Annotated in this window: 23 protein-coding genes and 1 other RNA gene; 10 read left to right on the top strand and 14 right to left on the bottom strand. The window is 62.6% G+C overall.

Translation table 11 applies throughout. From position 1 onward, the window contains the following. Nucleotides 1–23: 23 nt before the first annotated feature. Together gshB and ACWF8S_RS00180 are read right to left on the bottom strand one after the other, a co-directional pair. Complete coding sequence (gene gshB, locus ACWF8S_RS00185) at nucleotides 24–983, bottom strand: glutathione synthase (protein ID WP_447554824.1); 960 nt, start codon at nucleotides 981–983, stop codon at nucleotides 24–26. Nucleotides 984–1,055: 72 nt separating this feature from the next. Then, nucleotides 1,056–1,739, bottom strand: coding sequence for a CvfB family protein (locus tag ACWF8S_RS00180; RefSeq protein ID WP_447554823.1), 684 nt, complete (start codon nucleotides 1,737–1,739; stop codon nucleotides 1,056–1,058). Nucleotides 1,740–1,986: 247 nt separating this feature from the next. On the opposite strand from ACWF8S_RS00180, the gene ACWF8S_RS00175 reads away from it, so the two are divergent. Both ACWF8S_RS00175 and ACWF8S_RS00170 read left to right on the top strand, forming a co-directional pair. Then, complete coding sequence (locus ACWF8S_RS00175; RefSeq protein ID WP_447554822.1) at nucleotides 1,987–3,615, top strand: sodium:solute symporter; 1,629 nt, start codon at nucleotides 1,987–1,989, stop codon at nucleotides 3,613–3,615. Further along, a complete protein-coding gene (locus ACWF8S_RS00170; protein WP_447554821.1) occupies nucleotides 3,608–4,153 on the top strand; it encodes a hypothetical protein in 546 nt (181 codons plus the stop codon). Before ACWF8S_RS00175 ends, ACWF8S_RS00170 begins: the two co-directional genes overlap by 8 nt. A 37-nt stretch (nucleotides 4,154–4,190) precedes the next feature. Here the strand turns inward: ACWF8S_RS00170 and ACWF8S_RS00165 are convergent, their stop codons facing one another. The 3 genes from ACWF8S_RS00165 to ACWF8S_RS00155 are packed head-to-tail and all read right to left on the bottom strand — an operon-like array spanning nucleotide 4,191 to nucleotide 5,938. Beyond that, nucleotides 4,191–4,943, bottom strand: a complete 753-nt coding sequence (locus tag ACWF8S_RS00165; RefSeq protein ID WP_447554820.1) for a 16S rRNA (uracil(1498)-N(3))-methyltransferase — start codon at nucleotides 4,941–4,943, stop codon at nucleotides 4,191–4,193. 9 nt (nucleotides 4,944–4,952) lie between these two features. Next, nucleotides 4,953–5,459 carry a protein-export chaperone SecB gene (gene secB / locus ACWF8S_RS00160; protein ID WP_447554819.1) on the bottom strand — a complete coding sequence of 169 codons (507 nt, stop codon included), beginning with the start codon at nucleotides 5,457–5,459 and terminating at the stop codon, nucleotides 4,953–4,955. 56 nt (nucleotides 5,460–5,515) lie between these two features. Then, on the bottom strand, nucleotides 5,516–5,938 hold the full coding sequence (locus ACWF8S_RS00155; RefSeq protein ID WP_447554818.1) for a rhodanese-like domain-containing protein: 423 nt from the start codon (nucleotides 5,936–5,938) through the stop codon (nucleotides 5,516–5,518). Between the two features lie 249 nt (nucleotides 5,939–6,187). On the opposite strand from ACWF8S_RS00155, the gene gpmI reads away from it, so the two are divergent. From gpmI to ACWF8S_RS00140, 3 genes are all read left to right on the top strand, one after another. After that, the gene (gene gpmI / locus ACWF8S_RS00150) at nucleotides 6,188–7,753 is read left to right on the top strand and encodes a 2,3-bisphosphoglycerate-independent phosphoglycerate mutase (protein ID WP_447554817.1); all 1,566 of its coding nucleotides are present in this window, start codon (nucleotides 6,188–6,190) and stop codon (nucleotides 7,751–7,753) included. Further along, nucleotides 7,750–8,916, top strand: coding sequence for a murein hydrolase activator EnvC family protein (locus ACWF8S_RS00145; RefSeq protein ID WP_447554816.1), 1,167 nt, complete (start codon nucleotides 7,750–7,752; stop codon nucleotides 8,914–8,916). The genes gpmI and ACWF8S_RS00145 overlap by 4 nt, the downstream gene beginning before the upstream one ends. 67 nt (nucleotides 8,917–8,983) lie before the next feature. Further along, entirely contained in the window at nucleotides 8,984–10,285 is a 1,302-nt protein-coding gene (locus tag ACWF8S_RS00140; protein WP_447554815.1) for a S41 family peptidase, read from the top strand. Here ACWF8S_RS00140 and ACWF8S_RS00135 read toward each other — a convergent pair. From ACWF8S_RS00135 to ACWF8S_RS00120, 4 genes are all read right to left on the bottom strand, one after another. Beyond that, nucleotides 10,282–11,538, bottom strand: coding sequence for a UbiH/UbiF/VisC/COQ6 family ubiquinone biosynthesis hydroxylase (locus ACWF8S_RS00135; protein WP_447554814.1), 1,257 nt, complete (start codon nucleotides 11,536–11,538; stop codon nucleotides 10,282–10,284). The genes ACWF8S_RS00140 and ACWF8S_RS00135 overlap by 4 nt on opposite strands. A 36-nt stretch (nucleotides 11,539–11,574) precedes the next feature. Further along, entirely contained in the window at nucleotides 11,575–12,807 is a 1,233-nt protein-coding gene (gene ubiH / locus ACWF8S_RS00130) for a 2-octaprenyl-6-methoxyphenyl hydroxylase (protein ID WP_447554813.1), read from the bottom strand. 73 nt (nucleotides 12,808–12,880) lie between these two features. Next, nucleotides 12,881–14,221, bottom strand: coding sequence for a Xaa-Pro aminopeptidase (gene pepP, locus ACWF8S_RS00125; protein WP_447554812.1), 1,341 nt, complete (start codon nucleotides 14,219–14,221; stop codon nucleotides 12,881–12,883). A 15-nt stretch (nucleotides 14,222–14,236) separates the two neighbouring features. Continuing rightward, complete coding sequence (locus tag ACWF8S_RS00120) at nucleotides 14,237–14,815, bottom strand: UPF0149 family protein (protein ID WP_447554811.1); 579 nt, start codon at nucleotides 14,813–14,815, stop codon at nucleotides 14,237–14,239. 177 nt (nucleotides 14,816–14,992) lie between these two features. Here ACWF8S_RS00120 and ACWF8S_RS00115 point away from each other — a divergent pair, with 177 nt between their 5' ends. The 3 genes from ACWF8S_RS00115 (at nucleotide 14,993) to ACWF8S_RS00105 (ending at nucleotide 16,177) form a co-directional block, all read left to right on the top strand. Further along, the gene (locus ACWF8S_RS00115; RefSeq protein WP_447554810.1) at nucleotides 14,993–15,301 is read left to right on the top strand and encodes a cell division protein ZapA; all 309 of its coding nucleotides are present in this window, start codon (nucleotides 14,993–14,995) and stop codon (nucleotides 15,299–15,301) included. Nucleotides 15,302–15,356: 55 nt separating this feature from the next. Next, nucleotides 15,357–15,540, top strand: a non-coding RNA gene (gene ssrS / locus ACWF8S_RS00110) — 6S RNA. Between the two features lie 4 nt (nucleotides 15,541–15,544). After that, the gene (locus tag ACWF8S_RS00105; RefSeq protein ID WP_447554809.1) at nucleotides 15,545–16,177 is read left to right on the top strand and encodes a 5-formyltetrahydrofolate cyclo-ligase; all 633 of its coding nucleotides are present in this window, start codon (nucleotides 15,545–15,547) and stop codon (nucleotides 16,175–16,177) included. Nucleotides 16,178–16,597: 420 nt separating this feature from the next. Here ACWF8S_RS00105 and ilvA read toward each other — a convergent pair whose 3' ends face one another. Further along, nucleotides 16,598–18,112, bottom strand: a complete 1,515-nt coding sequence (ilvA, locus tag ACWF8S_RS00100; RefSeq protein ID WP_447554808.1) for a threonine ammonia-lyase, biosynthetic — start codon at nucleotides 18,110–18,112, stop codon at nucleotides 16,598–16,600. A 161-nt stretch (nucleotides 18,113–18,273) separates the two neighbouring features. On the opposite strand from ilvA, the gene rpiA reads away from it, so the two are divergent. Next, complete coding sequence (gene rpiA / locus ACWF8S_RS00095; RefSeq protein ID WP_447554807.1) at nucleotides 18,274–18,945, top strand: ribose-5-phosphate isomerase RpiA; 672 nt, start codon at nucleotides 18,274–18,276, stop codon at nucleotides 18,943–18,945. Here the strand turns inward: rpiA and waaA are convergent. Genes waaA through ACWF8S_RS00080 form a run of 3 tightly spaced genes read right to left on the bottom strand, consistent with a single transcriptional unit; the run spans nucleotide 18,942 to nucleotide 22,743 of the window. Beyond that, nucleotides 18,942–20,228 carry a lipid IV(A) 3-deoxy-D-manno-octulosonic acid transferase gene (waaA, locus tag ACWF8S_RS00090; RefSeq protein ID WP_447554806.1) on the bottom strand — a complete coding sequence of 429 codons (1,287 nt, stop codon included), beginning with the start codon at nucleotides 20,226–20,228 and terminating at the stop codon, nucleotides 18,942–18,944. The two genes, rpiA and waaA, sit on opposite strands and share 4 nt — an antisense overlap. Further along, entirely contained in the window at nucleotides 20,228–21,658 is a 1,431-nt protein-coding gene (gene hldE / locus ACWF8S_RS00085) for a bifunctional D-glycero-beta-D-manno-heptose-7-phosphate kinase/D-glycero-beta-D-manno-heptose 1-phosphate adenylyltransferase HldE (RefSeq protein WP_447554805.1), read from the bottom strand. Before hldE ends, waaA begins: the two co-directional genes overlap by 1 nt. After that, the gene (locus ACWF8S_RS00080; RefSeq protein WP_447554804.1) at nucleotides 21,655–22,743 is read right to left on the bottom strand and encodes a glycosyltransferase family 9 protein; all 1,089 of its coding nucleotides are present in this window, start codon (nucleotides 22,741–22,743) and stop codon (nucleotides 21,655–21,657) included. Before ACWF8S_RS00080 ends, hldE begins: the two co-directional genes overlap by 4 nt. On the opposite strand from ACWF8S_RS00080, the gene ACWF8S_RS00075 reads away from it, so the two are divergent. Then, complete coding sequence (locus tag ACWF8S_RS00075) at nucleotides 22,742–23,461, top strand: 3-deoxy-D-manno-octulosonic acid kinase (protein WP_447554803.1); 720 nt, start codon at nucleotides 22,742–22,744, stop codon at nucleotides 23,459–23,461. The two genes, ACWF8S_RS00080 and ACWF8S_RS00075, sit on opposite strands and share 2 nt — an antisense overlap. Here ACWF8S_RS00075 and ACWF8S_RS00070 read toward each other — a convergent pair. Continuing rightward, entirely contained in the window at nucleotides 23,443–24,561 is a 1,119-nt protein-coding gene (locus ACWF8S_RS00070; RefSeq protein WP_447554802.1) for a glycosyltransferase family 4 protein, read from the bottom strand. The two genes, ACWF8S_RS00075 and ACWF8S_RS00070, sit on opposite strands and share 19 nt — an antisense overlap. Nucleotides 24,562–24,565 lie beyond the last annotated feature (4 nt).

Below are 24,565 nucleotides of genomic sequence, written 5' to 3'. Positions count from 1 at the left end.
AATGTGCGAATATGAATAGCCTCTCAAGAGGCGAGCCGGCGCTCGATGGCGTCCAGCAGCAGGCCGGCGATGTCAGTGCCGCGCTGGTCGTCGATTTCGCGCACGCAGGTAGGGCTTGTGACGTTGATTTCGGTGATGAAATCACCGATCACGTCAAGCCCGACAAACATCAGCCCTTTCTCCTTGATGACCGGCTTGACCTGATCGATCAGCCAGTGGTCACGTTCTGTCAGTTCGCGACTTACCCCACGCCCGCCGGCAGCCAGGTTGCCGCGCGTCTCGCCCGCCGAGGGAATGCGCGCCAGTCCGAAAGGTACGGGCTCGCCATCCACCAGCAGAATGCGCGTATCGCCATCCTTGATTTCCGGCAGGTAGCGCTGGGCCATGATCTGGCGCTGGCCTCGCAGGGTGAGCTGCTCGATCACAGCCCCGATATTGCGACCGTCCGGGCCGATATGAAAAATCCCGGTGCCGCCCATGCCGTCCAGCGGCTTGAAGATCACGTTGCCATGGTCGGCATGAAAGGCGCGCAGTACGTCGTCGCGGCTGGCAACGATGGTCGGTGCGCAGCATTCGGGAAACTGCTGGGCGAAGAGCTTCTCGTTGCACTGCAGCAGTGCCTGGGTGGGGTTGACGATCAGCACGCCTTCGCGCTCGGCAAAGCCCAGCAGGTGGACCGCGTTGATGAACTCGGCGTCCACCGGCGGATCCTTGCGCATCAGCACCGCATCCAGGCTCGCAAGCGGGCGCGACTCCGCCTCGCCCAGGTCATACCAGTGCGCCGGGTCGCGATGTACGGTCAACGCTCGCATGTGCGCAAAGGCTTCGCCCGCCTGCATGAAGAGATCTTCCTGCTCCATGTAGTACAGGGTGTAGCCGCGTTCCTGGGCCGCCCACAGCATGGCCAGGGTGGTGTCTTTCTTGTAGGCGATGTCGCTGATGGGGTCCATCACAACGCCAAGGTGCAGATTCGATTGACTCATCAGGGCACTATCCATCCATAAACAATTAGGAAGCAGTATGCCGTACTGGCGATACGGCTCCAACTTTAGGGCTCAAGCACCCGGCAGCAGGCGTATCGCGCCAGGCTCGAGGGTAATCCGCTGCTGCTTGTAAAGCCGCCCGATGGCCTGCTTGAAAGCGCTTTTGCTCACCCCCAGGCGCGCCTTGATGGCGTGGGCGTCGCTTTTATCGCCCAGGGGCAGATAACCGCCGCTTTCACGCAGCGCGGCAAGAATCTTCTCGCCCACCACGTCAAGGCGCGCCGCCCCCGGCGGCAGCAGCGAAATATCCAGACGCCCGTCATCGCGGCGCTGCCTGACGTAGCCGGGCACCGTCTGGCCACGGCGCAGAGGCTTGGTGACGTCATCCTGGTAGATAAGGCCCCAGTAGCGATGATTGACGACCACTTTCATGCCAAGGTCGGTGCGGTCGGCCACAATAACAGTGACTGGCTCGCCGTTCTCAAGGGCCCAGGCGTCATCGCTCAGAAAGCGGTCCAGCCGCTGGGAAGCGACCGGGCGGCCCTGATCATCTTCGTAAAGCATCACCAGTACGCGCTTGCCGGGTTCAGGGCGAAAGCGCTGCTCGCTGTAGGGCAGCAGTACATCCTTGGGAGGGCCCCAGCGCAGGAAAGCGCCGGTACTGTTGACAGTTGCCACCGTCAGGTAGGCCACTTCCCCTATCTGGGCGGTTGCATCGCTTGCCGACTTAGGGGGCGACTGAGCGTCGTAAGCCATGAACACCATCCTCGAAAAATGAGCCTTTATTATGGCGCCTGGCCCACCTGCGGGCAAAGACGACGTGGTGTTTTTGCAACCAGCGGCGAGTCAGGCCGTTCAACCCGGTGCGCCTTATGCCAACCTGCTATGTTCAATGAAGCCGTTGCTATGCTCGGTGACGTCATAAAGATGAAGTCATACAAAAGTGAAGCTATAAACAATGAAGCCATGAAAAGTAAGGCCATAAAAAAGGAGAAAATCGGGCATGGAAGGATTCACGCTTTGGGACACGATCGTTCTGGTCGGCTATATCGGGCTGATTGCCTGGATCGGTTCGCGCTTTGGCAAGGATCAGCATAGCCCCGAGGACTACTTTCTGGGCGGACGCAAGATTCCCGGCTGGGCCATCGGGCTTTCGGTCATGGCCACTCAGGCGAGCGCCATTACCTTCATCGGCGCGCCGGGCTGGGGGTTTGAAGGCGGGCTCGAACGGCTGGTTACCTTCATCAACGTACCGCTTGCCATGATCGTGCTGATCCTGGTGCTGGTACCGGTCTTCCACCGGGCGGGGATCTACAGTATCTACGAGCTTCTGGAGCGCCGCTTCGGCCCGGGTACGCGCACGCTGACCGCGCTCTTGTTCTTGATCGCACGCGGCCTAGCCACCGGCGTGGTGCTCTACGCGCCAGCGTTGGTACTGGCCGTGGTCACCGGCTGGAGCGTCAATCTCACCATCATCATCATGGCGGTGTTGGCGATCAGCTACACGGTGCTGGGCGGCATCAGCGCGGTGATCTGGACCGATGTCATCCAGATGTTCGTGCTCTGGCTCGGCGCGCTTTTGAGCATCATCTTCCTGGTGACCAGCCTGCCCGGCGGGTGGGGCGATGTGTTCACCTTCGGTGCGCAAAGCGGCATGTTCAACACCATCGATCTATCCCTTGACCCGAGTGTGACCTATTCACTGTGGGCCGGCCTGTTCGGCGGCTTCTTTCTTCACGTGGCCTATTTCGGCACCGACCAGAGCCAGATCCAGCGCGTGCTTTCAAGCCCCACGGTACCGGATGCCCAGCGCTCGCTTTTGATCGGGGGCTACCTGCTGATTCCACAGATGCTGCTGTTTCTGTTTGTGGGCATCATTCTGGCCACCTACTACCAGCAAAACGGCCTTACCGCCCCGGAGAACCTGAACGAGCTGCTGCCCCGCTACGTGGTCGAGACCTTCCCCTCCGGCATGGCCGGGCTGGTCATTGCCGGGGTGTTTGCCGCGGCGATGTCAAGCCTGGATTCGGCGCTCAACTCGCTCTCGGCGGTCACCGTGCGCGATTTCTACAGCCGTTATCTCAAGCCGGACGAAAGCGACGCCCACTACCTGAAGGCCTCGCGTTGGGCCACGGTATTCTGGGGCGGCTACGCGACGCTGTTCGCGTTTTTCGCCGGCAACCTGGGCCCGGTGATCGAGGCGGTGAATCAGGTAGGCTCATGGTTTTATGGCGCGCTTCTGGGCACGTTCCTGCTGGCGATTTTCAGTCACCGCAGCAACGCCCGTGGCGCGGTGGCAGGCCTTTGTACAGGCATGCTCGCCGTGTGGGCGACCTCTGCGTTACTGGATATTTCCTGGCTCTACAACAACACCATCGGCGTGGTAGTCGCGGTCTTTGTGGGTTATCTGGTGAGTCTGACCAGCGCCGCGCCGCGAAGCGATCAGCTCAGCGATGTCATCATCGATGAGACCGCCCCGGACATGCAGGCAATTCTGGCCGCCCGGGCCGATAGCGCCCCGGAAGTGGGCGCCGAGGCGCGCTTGACGCGTCGGCGCTGCCTGGGGCTGCTTGTGTGGTTCGCGTTGATGCTCTCGATGCTTGCCCTGCTTCAAGGGTGGGCCAATGCGTGAGCCACTGACGCTTGCGCGGCGTATCGACGAATCCGACGCCCAGGCACGCTTCAAGCGCGTCGGTGCCCAGCGCTTCGAGCCCGCCTGGGTGTCACTTTGGGCCTTCGGTTTGAGCGCCGCGCAAAACGCCCCCTGCGCCTGGCTCTTGACCGCTCAGGCCATGTACCGGCCGATGCTGTTAGCCGGCCCTGACCTTCCCGTCCAGGCCGAAGAGCCCACTGCCGGGGTGGCGCTCACAACGGGCGAGGCCCCTGCCCTCGAGACGCTTGCCCGCCAATGGTTCTGGGAGCGCATGGCTCACCCCAGGCGCTGGCACGTGCAGCTAATGGTAGCGCCGCCGACGCCGCTCTGGCTGCCGTGCTGGCTGGGTTATTCAAGAGGGCGCCAGCACCGTGTGACCGTGCTTAGCGGGCTTTCCGGGGAAGCACTGCCGATACTCAAGCCCGTGGTGCTGAACGGCCTTAAAAAGCAGGCGGCCATCGGCAAGTGGGGGTGTGGGAAGCTTTTTGAAAGCAGCCGATCAGGCGGGGAGGGCTAGTAGCCCAGGAGAGGATGCAAGCGCCATGAGTGAGCGCTTACATATCGCCGAAATGATGTTGCAAAAGGGTAAGCGCCACCACCGGCGCGGTTTCGGTGCGCAGCACGCGTGGACCCAACGTCAGCGGGGTAAAGCCGTGGTTCTCTGCGGCGCTGATATCCTGCTGGGTCAACCCGCCCTCCGGGCCGATCAAGAGTGCGGCTCGCTCGGGGCACTCGATCAGATCGAAGCGATTGCCGGTGGCCAGGTGCAGCATCAGCCTGAGCGACTCATCGCGCTCGCCAAGCCAGGCCTCAAGCGTCATGGGTGGGTGAACCACCGGCACCACCGCCCGGCCGCTCTGTTCGCAGGCGCTTTCGGCTACCGCCTGCCAATGGGCATGCTTTTTCGCCTCGCGTTCCTCTTTCAAACGCACATCACCCCGCTCGGTATAGAGCGGGGTGATGGCTGCCACGCCCAGCTCCACGGCTTTCTGGATGGCGTAGTCCATCCGGTCGCCCTTGGAGATTGCCTGGCCCAGATGAACCGCCAGAGGCGACTCTCCCTCGCCGGGCCACACGCTCTCCACCAGGGCCACCGTGCGCTTGCGGCCGGCTTCAACCAGACGAGCGCCCGCCTCCTGCCCGTTACCGTCGAACAGCACCAGCGGCGCCCCTTCCCCCAGGCGCAGTACGCGGGTCACGTGACGCGCTGGGCCTTCCGGCAGCGTCACCTCCGTACCGGCGCTTAGCGCGGCCGGCACATGAAGGCGGGGCATCTTGCCGTGTCGGGCGTACCAGTCGGCTTTCATGATTAAAGCTTAGTGAGTGCTCTCGGAAGCCTGTTGCGCTTCGCGCTTCTTGCGCTGGGCGTACATGGCCTCGAAGTTGACCGGGGCCAGCATCAGCGGCGGGAAGCCGCCACGGTTGACCAGGTTGTCCACGCACTCACGGGCGTAGGGGAACAGAAGGTTCGGGCAGAACGCACCCAGCGTCTGCTCGAGCTGTGCACCTTCGATACCGGAGATACGGAACAGGCCCGCCTGCTCGACTTCTGCCAGAAACGAGGTGGTGCCGGTTTCGCTATCGTTCACCTGGGCGGTCACCTTCACCACGACTTCATACTGGTCGTGGTCGATCTTGGTGCTGGTGGTGTTCAGATCCAGATTCACCTTGGGCTTGAACGACTGCTTGAAGACCGACGGCGAGTTGGGCGCTTCAAACGAAATGTCCTTGACGTAAATGCGCTGCAGCGAGAATTTCAGCTGGGGCTTTTCGCCTTCGGCTGCGCCGGCGCCTGGCTGGGGGGCGTTGTTGTCTTCCGCCATGGGAGTACTCCTGATGGTTCATGCGTTAAATGAAGATGCGCCGCGGCGCACAAGACTTACTTTTTCACCACCGGCAGGCCGTCTGCCTGCCACTGCGTCATACCGCCCTTGAGCTTGTTGACGCGCTCGAAGCCCGCCTGGGCGAGCTTGGTTTGAACGGTACCCGCGCTCTGGCCGTGCTTGCACACCACAATGATCGGCTGGTCCTTCACTTTCTCCAGCTCCTTCATGCGGGTGTCCAGACTGCTTTGGGGAATGTTGCGTGCGCCGGCAATATGGCCGGCCTTGAATTCCTTGCTCTCGCGCACATCCACCACCACCGCGTCTTCCCGGTTGATAAGCTGGGTGGCCTGAGAGGAGGTCACGGCATTCGTGGAGGCATTGCGGGTTTCGTAGACAAGCCACGCCAGCAGCACCAGCAAAAATGCGCCCACCAGCAGGGGGTGGTTCATTACGAATTCGAACAGCTGATCGATCATCGCGAACACAATCTCTTGGTCTATGCAAAATAAAGCGGCCAGGCCACTGTCAAACGCGACAAGTATACACGTCACGGGGCGTTGCGCGCAGGCCATGACGCCTGGCGGCTGCCTGCGTTATGATGCCCCAAGCGCGCGCTTGCCGCGACCCCGATCGCAAGGGGGTGTCTGAAACGCCCCGAAGCGGGACACCGAGGCTTTCAAACACCTCTTCATTCTCGCATGGTTACCCGACATTACGAGGTATCAATGGCTACATCGACCCCGCGCCCGGTGGCGCTGATCATTCTGGACGGCTACGGCTACAACCCGGATCAGGCACACAACGCCGTCGCCGCTGCCCATACGCCCACCATGGATGCACTCTGGACCTCTCGCCCGCATGCCTTTGTGCATACCGACGGCGAACACGTGGGTCTGCCGGATGGCCAGATGGGGAACTCCGAGGTCGGGCACATGAATCTGGGCGCGGGCCGCGTGGTGTACCAGGACTTCACGCGGATCACCAAGGCGATCAAGGAAGGCGAGCTTGAAGGCATTGAAGCGCTCACCAAGCCCATCGACGAGGCCGTCCGTCAGGACCGCGCGGTGCACCTGCTAGGGCTTTTGTCCCCCGGTGGCGTACACAGCCACGAAGATCACTTTCTCGCCATGGCGGAACTGGCCGCCCACCGCGGCGCCAAGCGTATCTACGTCCACGCTTTTCTGGATGGCCGCGATACCGCGCCGAAAAGTGCCCTGGCCTCCATCGAGCGCGCCAACGCCAGGCTTGCCGAGCTGGTCGGTGCGGACAACGGCTTTGTCGCGTCGCTGATCGGGCGCTTTTACGCCATGGACCGCGACAACCGCTGGGAACGTGTGGAAAAAGCCTACCGGCTGCTTGTCCAGGGGGAAGCCGAACATACGGCCTTGAACGCCGAAGCGGCGCTGGAAGCCGCCTATGGTCGAGGCGAAACCGACGAGTTCGTCACGGCCAGCCAGGTGCGCGCTGATGATCGCGGCGTCACCATCGACGACGGCGACGCCGCCCTTTTTCTCAACTTCCGCTCCGACCGCGCCCGAGAGCTGACCCGCGCTTTCGTAAAGGCCGATTTCGACGGTTTCCAGCGCGCACGCTGTCCGAAGCTTGCCGGTGACGGCCTGGTGACGATGACCCGGTACGCCGCCGACATCAAGGCCCCCGCTGCCTTCCCGCCGTCTGATCTGGCCGACACTCTGGGCGAAGTGGTCGCCAAACGCGGCCTGAATCAGCTGCGCATTGCCGAAACCGAAAAGTATCCCCATGTCACATTCTTCTTTTCCGGCGGCCATGAGGCCGAGTACGAAGGGGAAGAACGCATTCTGGTGCCCTCGCCCCGGGACGTGAAAACCTACGATGAAAAACCCGAAATGAGCGCTTTCGAGATCACCGACAAGCTGGTGGACGCCATCGACAGTCGCCGCTTCGATCTGATCGTGTGCAACTACGCCAACGGCGATATGGTCGGCCATACCGGGGATTTCGATGCCGCTGTCAAAGCCATTGAAACCGTGGACACCTGCGTGGGCCGCGTGGTCGAGGCAATCGAGCGTGCAGGCGGGGCGTGCCTGATCACCGCAGACCACGGCAACGCCGAGCAGATGATTCACCCGGAGACCGGCGCCCCGCAGACCGCCCATACCACCTTTCTGGTGCCGCTTATCTTCGTCGGCGAGCGCCCGGCCACCCTGGCCGAGGGCCGCCTGTGCGATCTGGCACCGACGCTCTTGACCATGATGGATCAAACGATTCCCGAGGCCATGACCGGTAAGCCGCTGCTTGATTTTCAGGAATGAGCCAAGAACCCGGCAGGACAACAAGGAGCCTGCGGCGCATCCTGCCAGCCGTCGTGGCTTGCGCGTTTTACGCGGCCGGGGTGGCTTTCGCTCAGGATGAACAGGCCGCGCGTCAGGAGCTGGACGCGCTCGGCCAGCAGATCGAGTCGCTGGCCGCCCGGCTAGGCGAGACCGACCAGGCCCGGGACAGCGCCACCCAGGCCCTGGCCGTGGTGGAAACCGAGCTTGCCACCACCCATCAGCGCCTGGACACCCTGCAGGCCGAACGGCGTACTCTGGATGAGGAGACTCGGGCGCTGGGTCGCCACCGCGACCGGCTGCAGGGCGAGCGCACCGCCCAGGTGGCGGCGCTTGCCGAGCAGTTTGCCGCACTTTACCGGCTAGGGCCCACACCGCAACTGAAACTTCTGCTCAACCAGAGCGACCCGGCACAGCTTGATCGCATGCAGGCGTATCTGAACCGCCTGAGTCGGGCGCGCCAGTCTCGCCTTGACGATATCGCCCGGCTGGACAACGCCCTGGGTGAAACCGAGGCCGAGCTTGACCAGCGCCAGCGTCGTCTGGCAGCGCTGACCGACGAGCTTGAAGCGCAAAGCGCCCAGCTGGCCGAAGCCAGCGCCGAGCGCCAGCACGTGGTATCTACCCTGGACGACCGCTACGCAAGCGAAGCCGACCGCCTGGCGGATCTCAACCAGACCCGGGAAGAGGCCGAAGCGCAGCTTCGCCGTATCCAGGCGGAAATGGCGCGTATGGCCAAGGCCACCCCGACCACGAACATCGGTCGCACCCAGGGCGATCTGCCCTGGCCGGTGCAGGGTGCGATTACCGCAGGCTTTCGCGGCCAGGACGGCGTGCACTACAACGGCATCGTCATAGAGGCCAGCACCAACACGCCGGTGACCTCGGTACACGCCGGGCGAGTGGTGTTCGCCGACTGGATGCGCGGCTTTGGCAATTTGCTGATCATCGACCATGGTGACCAGGTGATGACCCTTTATGCCCATCTGCAGCAGTTCAGCGCCCGCCCGGGCCAGCAGGTGAATCGGGGCGACGAGATCGGCCGGGTGGGAAATAGTGGCGGCCAGAGCCACGCCGCGCTTTACTTCGAAGTTAGAAACCGTGGCGAGCCGATTAATCCACAGCGTTGGATTGCACGCCGCTGACGGGATAAGCTGAGACTACTTTTACACGCGGCGTGGCCCACGCCGCCTTTTGCCTTGCGGAGTCTGCATGACGCGAACTGTTAACGAGGTACTGGCCCCCGCCAAGCGGCTGATGGTGATGTGGCTGCCGCTGGCGCTGCTGGCCTCTCCGCTGCCGCTGGCGGCGCAAGGCGCCGGGGCGAACGCGCAAGAAGAACTGCCGCTGGAGGAGATTCAAACCTTCGCCGAGGTCTTCGAGCGCATCAAGCGTGGCTACGTCGAAGAGGTGGAGGATGCCACGCTCTTGCGTAATGCCATGCGCGGCATGCTAAGCGAACTGGACCCCCACTCGGCCTACCTGGACGTCGACGAATACCAGAGCCTTCGCGAGTCCACCCAGGGCGAGTTCGGCGGCATCGGCATCGAGGTGGGCAACGAAGGCGGCCAGCTCATGGTCGTCACGCCGATCGACGACACCCCCGCCTCCCGGGCGGGGCTGCTCTCCCGGGATATCATCCTCACCATCGACGGCACCCCCACCGATAGCCTGTCGCTGCAGGAGGCCGTCACGCTGATGCGCGGCGAGCCCGGAAGCGAGCTTCGCCTGGGTATTCTGCGCGCCGGTGAAGAGGACCCGCGGGACATCACCCTGATGCGCGAGGTGATTCGCAGTGAAAGCGTCAAGCATGAGCTTTTAGAGCCCGGTTATGGCTATCTGCGCATCAGCCAGTTCCAGTCGCGCACCCCGGAACAGGCCGGCCAGGCGCTTGAGCGCATGAGCCGGGATCAGGCACTTGACGGGCTGGTGCTCGACCTGCGCAACAATCCCGGCGGCGTGCTGCAGGCGGCGGTCGGCGTGGCGGATCTGTTTCTGGACAACGGGCTGATCGTGTATACCGAAGGGCGCCTGGCCAATACTGAAATGTCGTTCTCCGCCAACCCCACCACCCCGGCGCGGGACATTCCGCTGGTGGTGCTGATCAACGGCGGTAGCGCTTCCGCCGCCGAAATCGTGGCGGGCGCGCTTCAGGACCAGCGCCGTGGCGTCATCATGGGGACCGAAAGCTTCGGCAAGGGCTCGGTACAGCAGATCATGCCGCTGGGTAACGGCGAAGGCTTGAAACTCACCACCGCGCTTTACTACACCCCCAACGGGCGCTCCATTCAGGCTCAGGGGATCGAGCCGGACGTGGAGGTAGTGCGCGGGCGCCTCGAGGTCGCCGAAAGGCGCCGCGAGATTCGTGAAATCGACCTGGATGGCCATCTGGATGGCCAACGCGGCAGCCCCCGGGAGCGTGCCGGACTCTCCGAGCGGCTGCGCGACGATTACCAGCTAAGCGAAGCGCTCAACCTGCTCAAGGCGCTCAACGTGGTGGAGCGCCGCCGTTAGCGACACGAACGCGGCAGGCGGCCCCGTTCACCGGTAGCCTGTCGCATGATCAGTCGCTTCAGCGGGACCACCTGGCTCATCGCGCTCATGCCCATGTTGCGCGCCAGGGTCAGCACCGGCAGACGGCTGCCGAAAAGCGTCTTGAATCCCTTCATCAGCGCGAGCATGGCGGTGTTATCCAGACGCCGCCTGCGCTCGTAGCGTTCGAGGTTTGAAAGCGCCCCCCAGGGGGCGCCCCGCCGCCAGGCGTGAATCACCTCCTCTGCCAGTACCGCTGCATCCATCAGCCCCAGGTTCACCCCCTGGCCCGCCAGCGGGTGCACCGTATGGGCGGCGTCGCCCACCAGGGCGAAATGTTCCAGCACGTACCTTCTGGCGTGGCGCTGAATCAGCGCAAAGCGGTAGGCCTGATCCAGCACCTCGACCCGCCCCAGCCGATGGCCCAGGCCCTCGCTCAACGCCTCGCCCAGCGCCTCGCGGGAAAGCGCGCCAAGCGTCTGGGCGTGCGCCTGTGTCGTCGACCAGACGATCGAGCAGTAGTGGGCTTCGTCCTCCACCGTCAGCGGCAGAAAGGCCAGCGGCCGACCATCGATGAACGCCTGACGCGCACAGCCGCCGTGAGGCTTTTCGCAGCGTACGGTGGTCACCACCGCATCCTGCTCCATGGCCTCTTCCACCACCTCGATACCGGCAAGCTCGCGAAGCGCCGAGCGAGCACCGTCGGCGGCAATCAATAAAGGTGTCTGTAGCTCGCGGCCATCCTTGAGCACCAGACAGCGCCCGGCGGGTGCGGTCTGCAGCGCCGCGATCTCCACCCCGTAAAACACGCTCAGCGAGGGCAGGGCCAGCACCTGCTGGTTAAGGGCTGCCAGCGTGACGTTGTTTTCCACGATATGGCCCAGCACCGGCGTGCCCGCCTCAAAGGCGGAGAAATCGATGCTACCGCTACCTTCGCTGTCCCACACGTGCATGTAGCGATACGGCGTGATACGCGTGGCGGCCATGGCAGGCCAGGCGCCCAGATGTGTCAGAAGACGCTGGGAAACCGGTGTCAGCGCACTTACCCGGGGCGCGGGGGTGGTCAGATCCAGCGACGTCAGGCAAAGTGGCTTTTCTGTCGCCTCCACCAGGGCCGTGCGCATGCCGGCGCCCGCCAGAAGCCCCGCCAGGGCCGTGCCCACCATGCCCGCGCCCACAATCACTGCGTCATACTGCTCGAAGGTCTTGCTCGATGGCGCCTGTTGCGTATGCATAACGTTCCCTGTCCTGGTAAACGGGTTTCAAGAATATCAGCGCTCAAGGCCCATGGCCCGACGCGCCAGCCCTCTTCTGAGTGGCCCGATGAGATTAAGGCCGACAAGCCCGGCAGCCCGGGCGTGAGGTAAAAGCGGAAACGAGTAGCCGAAAAGTCGCACGAGGCTATCGCTGAAGCGAATCACGTTGGTTTGATCACGCGCCCGACGGCTTTCGAAGGCAAGCAGCGTGTGCATATCACCCAACCCGCGGCCTTGCTGTCTGCCCTGCTCCAACGCCTCGATCAGATCCATTACCGAGCGCAGCGCCAGGTTGAATCCTTGGCCTGCCACCGGGTGCAGCGCGTGGGCCGCATTGCCCAATACGGCAAGACCGGGGCGCACCGACTCCCTGGCGGTCACCAGCGACAGCGGGTAGCTAAAGCGCTTGCCCACCCGGATAAAGCGACCTACCCGATCGCCGAAGGCGCGCTGCAACTGCTCCAGAAATGCCCCATCGCCAAGCGCCAGACGCGCGCTTTCGGCACCGCTCTGGTGCGTCCAGATCAACTCCATGGCCTGGTTGGGTAGCGGCAGCAAGGCAATGGGCCCTTCCTGGGTAAAGCGCTCGAAAGCCACGCCATGGTGGGGCTGACTGATCCCTACGTGGGCGATCAGCGCGCTCTGCTCGTAGGAGCGCCGCCGGCTCTTGATGCCCAACTGCTCCTTGAGCCCGGAGCGGCCGCCATCGGCCAGCACGGTAAGCTCGGCGTTGAGTTCATCCCCGGTAGAGAGCTTCAGGTAGTGACCGTTTTCCACCGGGGTCAATGTCTCGACCCTGGCCGGGCAGTACCAGTGGACAGGCAGACTTCGAAGCTTCTGGTGCAGCGCCTGGCCCATCCAGGCATTGGGAATGACATGGCCTAGCGCACTGACACCTAGCTCGTCGGCACTTAACCGGGTGGCTCCCAGCCGGCCGCGTTCGCTGATATGAATCTGCGAGATAGGGGTTGCCTCGCGCTGCATGGTCTCCCACACCCCCAATTCACGAAAGCGCTGGGCCGAGCCCTCGGCAATGGCACTGGCGCGGGCATCAAAGCTTGGCTGCCAACTCGGCTCATCGGCATGTCGCGAAAGCGCGGCGGCTTCCACAATGGCCACACGAAGATCGTAGCGCTCGATCAGCGGCGCCAGTGCGCAGCCAAGGCTTGCCCCCACCAGCCCGCCACCCACGATAACGATATCGTAAGAAGCGGCTTTCGAAGTATTTTCTGGCACCTGCGTGGGCATCAATAGGCCTCCCTCTACCATATGTAATTTCGTAATCCATTACATAATTAAATTTCCAAGTCTTTCTGGCTGGTTATTTATTGGCCATCAGCGCTTCAATTTCAGCTACTTGCTTGGGTACATCCGCAGTAAGTACCTCGCCGCCGGCTTCATTGACCGCCACGTTATCCTCGATACGAATACCGATACCGCGATACACCTTGGGAATATCATCGTCTTCAGGGATATACAGGCCAGGTTCGATGGTGACGACCATTCCCGGGTCTAGAGGGCGGGGTGTTTCTTCATTCAGCCGGTAGGTGCCTACATCGTGAACGTCCAGCCCCAGCCAGTGCGAGGTGGAGTGCAGGTAAAAGCGCCGATAGCTTTCGTCATCGATGCGTGACTGCACATCGCCTTCCAGAAGCCCCAGTTCGACAAGGCCCTGGGTCAAGTCTTTCACTACGCCGGCATGAATGTCGGCCAAGGTGGCGCCGGGTGCCACGGCGGCGACGGCGCGCTCCTGGGCGCCCAGTACCACTTCGTAAAGCGCGCGCTGCGCTTTGCTGAAGCGTCCGTTGACAGGGAACGTGCGGGTAATGTCGCCGGCGTACAGGTCAAACTCGGCACCCGCGTCGATCAGCACCAGCGTCTCGTCGGCAAGCTCGGCGCTGTTTTCAATATAGTGCAAGACACAGGCGTTCGCGCCACCGCCCACGATGGTGCTGTAGGCCGGACCGCTGCCGCCGTGCCAGACGAATTCGTGCTCGAGTTCGGCCTGGAGCTGGTACTCGAAAAGCCCCGGGGCACAACCGCGCATGGCCCGGCAGTGGGCTTTCGCGGAAAGCACACAGGCGTGGCGCAGCAGGTCAAGTTCCGCCGGGCTCTTGATCAGCCGCTGGGCATGAATCAGTTCGCGGCTATCAAGCCAGCCCTTGAGGGCGGGTTTGCCCCGCCGCTTGCCCGCCTGTGCCTGGGCAAGCGCCTCTTCGGCAAGCGCGAGCGCCTCGGGCTGATCCAGCGGCGCGTAAAGCAGGGTGCGCCCGTCAAGCAGGGCGGGCAGGCGCGCTTCACGTTCGATGTTCTCGAATGCCTGATCGATGCCGTGCTGAACCATTACCCCGCTGGCGCCCAGCCGCCGCCCGGTCCAGGCTTCAAGCGTGGGGTCCCGGTCCTGGCAGAACACCACACTTTGCCCTGCCTCATGACCGGGCAGCAGCAACAACAGCGCGTCGGGCTCCTGAATACCGGTCAAGTAGTAGAAATCGCTTTGCTGGCGAAAGGGATACTCGCTGTCGTTGGAGCGGGTCACCAGCGCGCCACCCGGCACGATGATGGCGGCATCCTGGGGAATCTGCGCCATCAGCGCCTGGCGCCGGGCACGGTACTCGTCATTGGTGATCGCGGCGGGGCGCGCAAGCTTTTCGGGTAACATCAAAACTCCTGTCAATCAGTGAACCGGGGCGTCGGTCTGTTCCACCTGGGGCTTGCCCGGATGCTGCTCGGTGTAGAGCAGCATCGCAGCCATGCGCGCGTGTTCGCTCAGCGCAAAAAGATCGTTCTCGTTTTCCGGAGTATCGTCGATGTCGGCATCGATCTGGCCAAAACTCTCCAGGTCGTCGATGGCTTCGACCAGCGGCTGAGACCAGCGCTTTTTAAGCGCCTCGTCGGCCACCTCCTCGACGACCTCCATAAAGCCCAACGCCCACTCCTTCAGCGCCTGGGCCTGCTCGCCCAATGAAAAAAGCTCATCGGGCAGAAGCGGCGCATAGTTCAGGTCGCTTGCGCTGAGCGCTTCCAGGGTCTGCCGGCGCCAGCCCAGAAGGCGCTCGGCACTTTGAGAATCTCTGGGCTGCTCGACACCAAGACTCATGCACACCTCCTCAAGCCAGGCCTGCGCGCTGACATCGCGCAGTGCCAATAGCGCACAAAGCCGCCCATCCAGAAAGGCGGGTGACTGCATGCTGCCGTGAAGAAGAAAGACATCCGCAACGTCGGAAAAGTCTTGGCGCTGATCGATTAATGACATGACTGGCTCGCTTTCTAAACCGTGAAAATGGACAAGGCGCCGGCGTGAAACACGTGGGTGCCGACGAGCGCGCGTTGACCCCGCGCAAGCGGCTCTCTTATAGTGAACGCCGTCCCTCCTTTCTATACCGTGATGTTAACGCATTCGGGCCTTGACGTGCCCGTGCCGGAGTCTTCGATGAGTAACGCTAAGCGGCCAACCAAAGAAATTACCCTGCTGGGTCGCGGCTACATGATCGCCTGCGACACCGGTGAACAAGCCAAGCTTGAACGCGCTGCTCGCTATCTGGACCGCGCCATGCAGGGTATCCACGCGCAAAGCAGCGTGCTGGGCAACGAGCGCATCGCCATCATGGCCGCGCTGAATATCACCCATGAGCTGCTGGAGGCCCTTGATGAGCACCGGGCGGGCGAGGCGAGCCTCAGCCGTCTGCATGACCGGCTCGAACGAGCGCTGCAAGGTGCCCGCCCTGTGGAGAAGCCTTGAGGCAATACTTGGGTACGGCTCTTTGGCATTGCCTTCGGCTCTGTTAAGATGAATGGGTTCTCTGGGGTGTGCGCCAGTCGTTATAGTCCCTCGAGCCTATGCGCAGTACCCAGGGGGCCAAATGCTAGCCAGACCCGTGTGCATGTCCGTGCGTCGGAAAGCCTGACGGTCTGGCTGCGGCCACCCACTCTGAACCAGTAGGTTCAGGGCCAGAATGACAGCGGCACTCTGGGGAACTCTATCGTGAACGATCACACCGTCATCGACGCCCAACGTTTTGATAAAAACGCCCTGCGTCGCGAACTTCGCCGCAGACGGCGTGCGCTGAGCCCCACGCAACAGCGCCAGGCGGCGTCACGGCTTTGCCGGCGTCTCCAGCACCTCCCTGAACTTCAGCGCGCCCGGCGCGTGAGCCTCTACCTTCCGGTAGGCGGCGAAATCGACCCGACCCCCCTTCTTGGCTGGCTTCGAAAGCGCCGTGTCACGGTCTATCTGCCGGTCTTGCGCCCGTTGAGCACCAATTCGCTCTGGTTTGTCCGCTTCGATGGCGACACGCCCATGGTGGAAAACCGCTTCGGTATACGTGAACCCTGCACCCGCTTTGGTGCAAGGCGCCACAACCGCTTGCCTGCCTGGGCGCTGGATACGCTGATCGTGCCGCTGGTCGGTTTCGACAGCGAGGCCAATCGCATGGGTATGGGGGGCGGCTTTTATGATCGAACCCTGGCGTTCATGCAAGGCAACGGTCCCAAGCCACGTCTTGTCGGCGTGGCCCACGCCTGTCAGGAGGTCAATCGTCTTTCGGTCGAGCCCTGGGATATACCGCTGGACGCCGTGGTGAGCGATGAGCGCATCGCGCGGCGGCGCGGCGACTGAGACATAACGAAAACGGGCTGATCAGTGATCAGCCCGTTCTGGCAATCTTCTATCAGCGTTTGCCAGCCTCGTGCTGGGCGCTGATGTCGGTGACAATCAACTTCCTGCCAATGCCTGCGCATACCCGGTGGCAAGCACCCCCAGTAGAAAGACCACTGTTAACGCCATCACCATATCGGGCTTTCTCCGCCGCATGCCTTCTCTCCAACGTCTTGATAAGTTGCCAATGCCCTCAAGTGCGTCACCTGATTATTGCTTCGAGAAGTTGACTCACTTGACTAATTTTCAAACGCGACTATAGGGCTAATCATGTAGTACTTACAATACCCATAAGCGCTATTTTTAATGCCTAATTAAACGTTTTAAAAATTTTCTCCCCGTGGGTGCCCTGACACTTGGCGTTAGTAAGCACTTACATTGTTAAGCCATGAACAGCCGATAGGCAGGATTGTCGCTCTCCTGCCAGTAGCGGTAGCCAATGGCGTCGAGATACTCGGCCACGTGGGTGCGGTCGTCGCTGGGTACCTGCATTCCCACGAGTACCCGACCGTAGGCCGCCCCGTGGTTACGATAGTGAAACAGCGAAATGTTCCAGTCGTGAGGCAACTGGGTCAGAAAGTTCATCAGGGCGCCGGGGCGTTCCGGGAATTCGAAGCGATAAAGCTCCTCTTCGAAGCGCTCGCTGGGGCGCCCCCCGCTCAGGTGGCGAATGTGCAGCTTGGCAAGCTCGTTCTCGGTGAGGTCCTCTACCTGGTAGCCCCCCTCGACCAACCGGTCGATGACCGCCTGACGATCCTCACCACCGGGCTTGACCTGGACACCGACAAAGATGTGCGCATCGCTGTTATCGGCGTAACGGTAGCTGAATTCGGTCACCATGCGCCGGCCAAGTGTCCGGCAGAATTTCTTGAAGCTGCCGGGCTTCTCCTCGATAGTGACCGCCAGAATCGCCTCGCGCTGCTCGCCAAGCTCGGTACGCTCGGCAATATGCTGCAGCCGGTCGAAGTTGGTGTTGGCGCCTGAGTTGATGCATAGAAGCGTTTCGCCTTCAGCGCCGGTCTGCTGCACGTACTTCTTGAGACCGGCCAGTGAAAGCGCGCCGGAGGTTTCCGCCACCGCCCGGGTATCCTCGAAAATATCCTTTACCGCCGCGCATATCTCGTCGGTGTTCACGGTAATGACACCGTCGATCAAGTCACGGGCCAGATTGAACGGCACCTCACCGATCCGGGCCACTGCCACGCCTTCGGCGAACACGCCCACCTGATCGAGCGTCACCCGCTCGCCAGCCTCGAGGGCGGCTTTCAGACAGGCGCTGTCTTCGGCTTCCACCCCGATCACCTTGATGTCCGGGCGCAGATACTTCACGTAGGCAGCGACACCGGCTATCAATCCGCCGCCACCCACCGGTACGAAGATCGCATCCAGGCGCCCACTGTGCTGGCGCAGAATCTCCACACCAATCGTACCCTGGCCGGCCACCACGTCGATATCGTCAAAAGGGGGGATATAGGTATAGCCGTGCTCGTCCATCAGTTCCTGGGCGTGCTCGGCGGCGGCGGCAAAGGCATCGCCCTTGAGCACCACCCGCGCGCCCCGGGCGCGTACGGCCTGAACCTTGATCTCCGGGGTGATACGCGGCATCACGATCACCGCCTTCACGCCCATCAGCTTTGCCGCCATGGCCAGGCCCTGAGCGTGGTTGCCGGCAGAGGCGGCAATCACGCCCTTGGCCTTCTGCTCCTCGCTTAGCTGGGCCATCTTGTTGTACGCGCCGCGGATCTTGAACGAGAACACCGGCTGCAGATCTTCACGCTTGATCAGAATCTGGTTGTTGAAGCGACGCGACAAAAAGGGAGCAGGAGAAATGGGCGTTTCGCAGGCTGCCTCGTAAACACGGGCCTGCAGAATCTTTTTGACGGTAGCTTCAAGCATGCGGATATCCAGATAGAAAAGCGGCCCGGCCGGGCCAGGAAAAGCCTTTATTGGTAGCAGATCGCGCCTAGCGGCGTCCAGCGTTATACGCAGACATCAACACTGGAGCGCGCAGGCGTTATACTGGCGCCGCCCTTACATTGCCTGCTGGAGCCCCTTTCATGACCCAAGATGAGCTGAAAGCCGCCGTCGCCGACGCCGCCATCGATGAGATTACCCCCCATCTCGAGAGAAACACCGTGCTGGGTATCGGTACCGGCTCGACGGCCAACCTGTTTATCGACCGCTTGAAACCGCTTCGCGACCGCTTCAAGGGGGCGGTGGCAAGCTCGGACGCCTCGCAAGATCGCCTGAAAGCGCTGGGTATCGAGGTGTTCGAACTCAATGATGTCGGTCAGGTGCCTTTTTATATCGATGGTGCCGACGAAGTGAACGCTCACTTTCATATGATCAAAGGAGGTGGCGCCGCACTCACTCGCGAGAAGATCGTCGCCGCTTGCGCCGAACGTTTTATCTGCATCGCTGATGGCTCCAAGCGTGTGGAGACTCTGGGCCGGTTCCCGCTGCCGGTGGAAGTCATCCCCATGGCGCGCTCTTATGTGGCCCGGGAACTGGTCAAGCTTGGCTTTGAGCCGGTGTATCGCCAGGGGGTCGTGACCGACAACGGCAACCAGATCATCGACGGCTTCGATCTCATGATCGACGACCCGGTAGCCATGGAAGCGCGGCTCAACGCGATCGTCGGCGTGGTGACCAACGGCCTGTTTGCCGACCGAGGGGCGGATGTACTGTTGCTGGGAACCGACCAGGGTGTCAAGCGTAGTGAGCGCTAACTTAGCAGCGCATCAAGGCCTTCCAGAGTACGCGTCAGGGCGCCCTGGTGCGCCTTGATGGCTTTCTGCCCCGCCTCGCCCCGGGCTCTGGCGGCATTCGGGTCTTCAAGCAATGCCTCTAGCGCCCGGGCCAGTGTCTCGGGTGTGTCTACCTGAGTCAGTGCGCCCACCTCCATCAGCGGTCTTGCCACATCGGCAAAGTTTTCCAGCGAAGGGCCGCAAAGTACCGGCAAGCCCAGCGCGGCAGGTTCGAGCACGTTGTGCCCGCCAAGCGCCACCAGTGAGCCGCCGACAAACGCGACGCTTCCCGCCGCATAGAAGGTGGCAAGCTCCCCCAGGGTATCGCCCAAGAAGACGTCCGTCGTATCGGTAATCGGCGCCTTCGTGCTGCGTCTTGCCGACCGCCAGCCCTGTTGCTCGCAAAGCGCGGCCACCTCGTCAAAGCGCTGCGGATGGCGGGGCACGAGGATCAAGAGCGCCGTGGGATGACGCGCTCGAAGAGCTCGATGGGCTTTCAATAAAAGCGCCTCTTCCCCGTCGCGAGTGGAGCCCGCCACCCATACCGGCCGCTCGCTTTCACCCAGCAGCAAGTGCTTACTCTCAAGGCACGCCGTGTCCGCAAGGGGTATGTCAAACTTGAGCGACCCCACCACGCTGGTGCGCTGCGCGGCTCCCAGGGTCTGAAAGCGCGCGGCGTCGACGTCGGATTTGGCGGCAAGCCAGGTCACGTTCGAGAGCGCCTGGGCCATCAGTGGCCGAATGCGCCGGTAGCGTGCCAGCGCCTTCTCCGATAGACGCCCGTTGACGACCGCCACGGGCACACCCTGCCGCCGGCAGGCGTCGAGCAGGTTGGGCCAGAGCTCGGTTTCAAACATCAGCGCAAGGGCGGGGTCGACGCGCCGGACAAACCGCTTGGCGGCGCCGGGAAAATCCAGGGGCAGAAAGCGATGAGCGAGGCGCGCTTTGAGCGCCGCGGGCTGGGCGTCGATAAGCGTCCGTGCCTGGCCCGCGCCGGTGGCGGTCATGGTAGTGATCAAAAGCGCGTGACGCGGATAGCGGGCCAGCAGTGCCTCGATCAGCCCCCGCGCGGCGTGCACCTCACCGACAGAGGCGCAGTGCAGCCAGAGACGCGGCGTCGGGGGGAGCTCACCAAGATTCAGGCCCAGGCGCTGGCGGCGCGGGTAAGTGGGTACTTGCTCACGCCAGATGCGCCTGAAGATCAGAGGCGCCAGCGCGTAAAGCGCCGCCGAGTAGAGAAATCGTGGCAGGCGGGGCCTGGCCATCAGGTCTCGCGCTCGATGATGGTCTCGATCATGGCGGAAGTGGAGACGCCCTCCTCGAAGCCCAGCACTTTTACCTCGCCGCCATTGGCGAGCACGGCGTCGCTGCCGGCGATCTCGTCGACGCGGTAGTCGCCGCCCTTGACCAGAATATCCGGCAGTACCGCTTCGATCAGCGCTTGCGGGGTATCCTCGCTGAAAGGCACGACCCAATCCACGGCCCCCAGCCCCGCCAGCACCTGCATGCGCCGCTCGAGCGGATTGATGGGCCGCTTGGCGCCCTTCAGGCGGCGAATGGAGGCGTCGTCGTTGACTGCCACGATCAGTCGGTCACCAAGGCGCCGGGCCTGCTCCAGATAGCTTACGTGGCCGGCATGCAGAATATCGAAACAGCCGTTGGTCATCACCACCCGCTCACCGCGGTGATTGGCGGCCCGTACGGCCTCGCACAGCGCGTCTTTGTGGGTAACGCCGAACTCGGCAGGCTTGTCGCCGTAATGGGCCCGCGACAGCTCCTCCACGCTGAGCGTGGCGGTGCCGGGCTTGGCCACCACCAGTCCTGCCCCCAGATTGGCCAGCATCATGGCGTCCGGCAGCTCGCTTCCCGCCGCCAGCGCCAGGCCCATCAGGCCGATCACGGTGTCGCCTGCGCCGGTCACATCGAACACTTCCTGAGCCCGGGTGGGCAGATGAAGCGCGGGATGATCTTCGCGAATCAGTGTCATGCCCTTTTCGCTACGAGTGATCAAGAGCGCATCCAGCTCGAGCTCGGCGCGCAGTGCCTCGCCACGGCGCTCCAGCGCTTCGTCGCTGTCGCAAACGCCCGCCACCGCTTCGAATTCGGCCAGGTTGGGGGTGATCAGGCTCGCCCCCCGGTATTTTTTGAAATCCGTCCCCTTGGGGTCGATCAAGACACGCTTGCCCTGGGCTCTTGCCATCTGGATCAGCCGTTCGACCTGGTTCAACGTGCCTTTGCCGTAGTCGGAAAGAATCACCACGTCGACGTTGGGCAGCACCTTTTCCACCTCGGCCAACAGGGCATTGGTATTCACGTCCTGAAGCGACTGCTCGAAGTCGAGCCTCAAAAGCTGTTGATTACGGCTCATTACCCGAAGCTTGGTAATGGTCGGCACCACTTCGCTGGCTTGAAAGTGAGTACTTACCTTGGCTTCATCCAGACGCTCTTTCAAAAGCGTGGCGTGCTCATCGTTACCCACCACGCCGGCAAGCGCGACCTGGGCGCCGAGAGAAGCCACGTTGAGCGCCACGTTGGCCGCCCCACCGGGGCGGTCGTCGGCACCTTCCACCCGTACCACGGGCACCGGGGCTTCCGGCGAAATACGCGAGGTGCCACCGTGCCAGTAGCGGTCGAGCATGACATCCCCCACCACCAGCACGCGGGCGTGATTAAGCGCAGTTAAATCGACTTTCATTCATGGACCCCGTGGTTGTGGCTTGCGGTGTGCTCAAGCAGCGCGTCGAGCTTCTGGATCACATCGTCGGTCTTGATCAGATCCATCGCGTCGGCGTGACGCACGCGCTGGCCCCAGCTCACCTGCTCCACCGGCTTGTCAAGGTAGGTGCGCACCGCCTGCGGGTAGGCATTGACGGCGAAATCTTTCCAAAGATAAGGCGCGGCGCGCTGGGGGTTGGTGGTGGCGTAAAGCCCAAGCGTGGGCGTACCCAGGGCGTTACCCATATGGGCCGGGCCGGTATCCGGCGCAATCACCGCGCGCGCCTCGGCGATCAGCGCCAGCACCCCCTTGAGCGAGGTGCCACCAATGGCATTGATGATACTGCCGGGCTGGCAGAGCGCTTCGATCTCATCGCCGATCTCGCGCTCGATGGCACTTCCCCCGCCGGTGAGGACGCTCTTGAGGCCGTGATGCCTGTAGGCGTGCTCGATGACACTGGCATAGCCCTTGACCGACCAGTTGCGAAAATTTCGAAGCCGGGCATTGCTGCACGGGTTGATCACCAGGTACGGCGCCGAGCCTGCCAGTGCCCTGGCCTCATCGAAAGCGGTAGAGGGAATGGCCAGATTCCACTCCAGCCGGTCGTCTTCGACCCCCAGCAGCAGGGCGAAATCCATGAACGACTCGAGCACGTGGGCCTTGTCGCGAGGGGCCAGCTGGTGCTGGGTGAACCAGTGCTGGGCATCCTTGGCGCGGGCCTTGTCAAACCCCACGCGTACATCCGCCTTCAGCCCCAGCGACAAGACACTGGCCCTGATCGCCTGCTGCATGTGCAGCAGTACATCGAACCGGGTATCCGAAAGTGCTCGCCAGATCGCGCGCATGCCCGAAAGGCCGGTGGACTTGTCATACACAACGAACTCGACCCCGGAAAGGCCCGCCAGTAAACTGTGCTCACCTTTGCCGATGATCCAGGTGATGCGTGCTTTGGGCCACCGGCGCTGCAAGGCGCGCACCGTGGGCACAAGATTGCACACATCGCCCAGCGCGGAGAGGCGCAGGATGGCAATATGGCTAGGGTTTTTAGGCAAAGAGGGCTTCATGCGCTTAACGGCACTCCGGCAGAAAAATTGGCTGATTCTACACGATGTAGACAGTTTAAGTGACGCAGGCGCGTCGCACCAACTCGGCCCGGCCCTGTTCAGCGCGGATGAGTGGCATCGTCAGGGCCGAGTGGTGGGCCAGGCGCCCGGGCGGGGCAGCAGCCTGTTCCTCCAGGCGTCCCCCGGCGAGCAGTGGGTATTGCGGCCTTATCGAAGAGGCGGCCTGATCGCCAAGCTCTTGAGCAAGCGCTACCTGTGGCTGGGCGAGGAGCGTACCCGCGCCGTCAGCGAGCTGCGCCTGACCGCCGCGCTTTTCGATCAGGGCTTGCCGGTGCCCCGCCCGGTCGCCGCCGGCGTCAGGCGCGAAGGGGTGAGCTACGAAGCCGCGCTGATCACCGTACGTATCCCCGGAGCGCGGGCGCTGGCCTCGCTTTTGAGTGAAGAGAACGCCGACGCGGTGTTGCTTGAACGGGTGGGCGCCATGATCAGACGCTTCCATCAGGCAGGGCTTGACCATGTGGATCTCAATGCCCGCAATATTCTGGTCGACGGCCAGGGCACACCCTGGCTGATCGATTTCGACCGCTGCCGCCTGCGTCGTCAGGGCCGGTGGCAGGCAGGCAACCTTGCGCGCCTTGCGCGCTCTTTCAAGAAGTTCAGCGCAGCCCCCGAACGTGCCATGGCATTGGTGTCAACCGGTTATGCCAGGGCGTCGTAGTAGCTCTTGAGCTTTTTGACATGCTGCTTGTTGCTGAAGTGCTGCTCTACCCGGCGCCGAGCGGCCTCGCCCATCGCCCGGCGGCGCGTGTCATCCTCGATCAGCGCGGCCATGGCATCGCGCCAGGCGTTCACATCGAAAGGGCCCACCAGAACGCCCGAGGCGTCATCGACAAGCTCGGGCAACGATCCGGTATTGGAGCCGATGATCGGCAAGCCGCAGGCCATGGACTCGATGATCGTCAGACCGAAGGCTTCGTTCTCCGAGGGTATGCACACCAGGTCCATCACGGGCAGAAGCTCGGTCAGATCGTCACGATGCCCTAGAAAGGCGATCCGCTTTGCAAGCGGCGTATCCGCAATCAGCGCCTTGAGCTCATTGTAGAAGTGCTCGGTTCCGCCTGAAGCGTAGTCGGTGCCGCCGATCGAGACCGCGAAAAAATCCAGTTCACCGGGAAGCGCCAGCAGCGCCTTGACCCATACATCCTGCCCCTTGCCCGGCGTCACCCGACCGGGCAGGCCAATCACTACCGTCTCATCCGTCACGCCAAGCTCGGCGCGCCTGGCGTGGCGCACGGCGGCATCGTCAACCGGATGATACTTTCGGGTATCCACCCCGTGAGGCAGACAGACGACTCGCTCGGAAGGCAGTGGCAGATTCCTGATGTTACGGGCGTAAGTGGCCTGGCTGATGGACAGGACGCGGTCCACATTGGCGTAGGCGAAACGGTGATAGGGGCTTTTCTTGGCCCGCTGGCCGCCCACGTGGTCGGTGTAGAGCACGCGAATGCCGGGCAGCAGCAACTTCAACAGCGCGGTCAAACGCAGATCGCTCGACTTGTGGCAGTGAATCACCCGCACGTTTTCATCGATCAGCCAGCGGCGAATGCGCAGCGCGTTTTTCAGCGCATGGCCGTTGCTCTTGAAAGCCCGATACGCGACCCCATTGCGCTTGAAGTACGTCTCGATACGGGTCTGTGACAGACAGATGCCGATAACCTCGACGCCGATCTCCTGCAAGTCCTCGACGACCCGGTCAACGTAAAGCTCCATTCCTCCTTTGCCATCCGACATGCAAAGTTGCAGCATCTTGTTCGCCATCACA

It is taken from the genome of Vreelandella xerophytica (assembly GCF_968048975.1).
The sequence above is the reverse complement of the archived record's forward strand: the minus strand, read 5'-3'. Positions and strand labels throughout refer to the sequence as shown.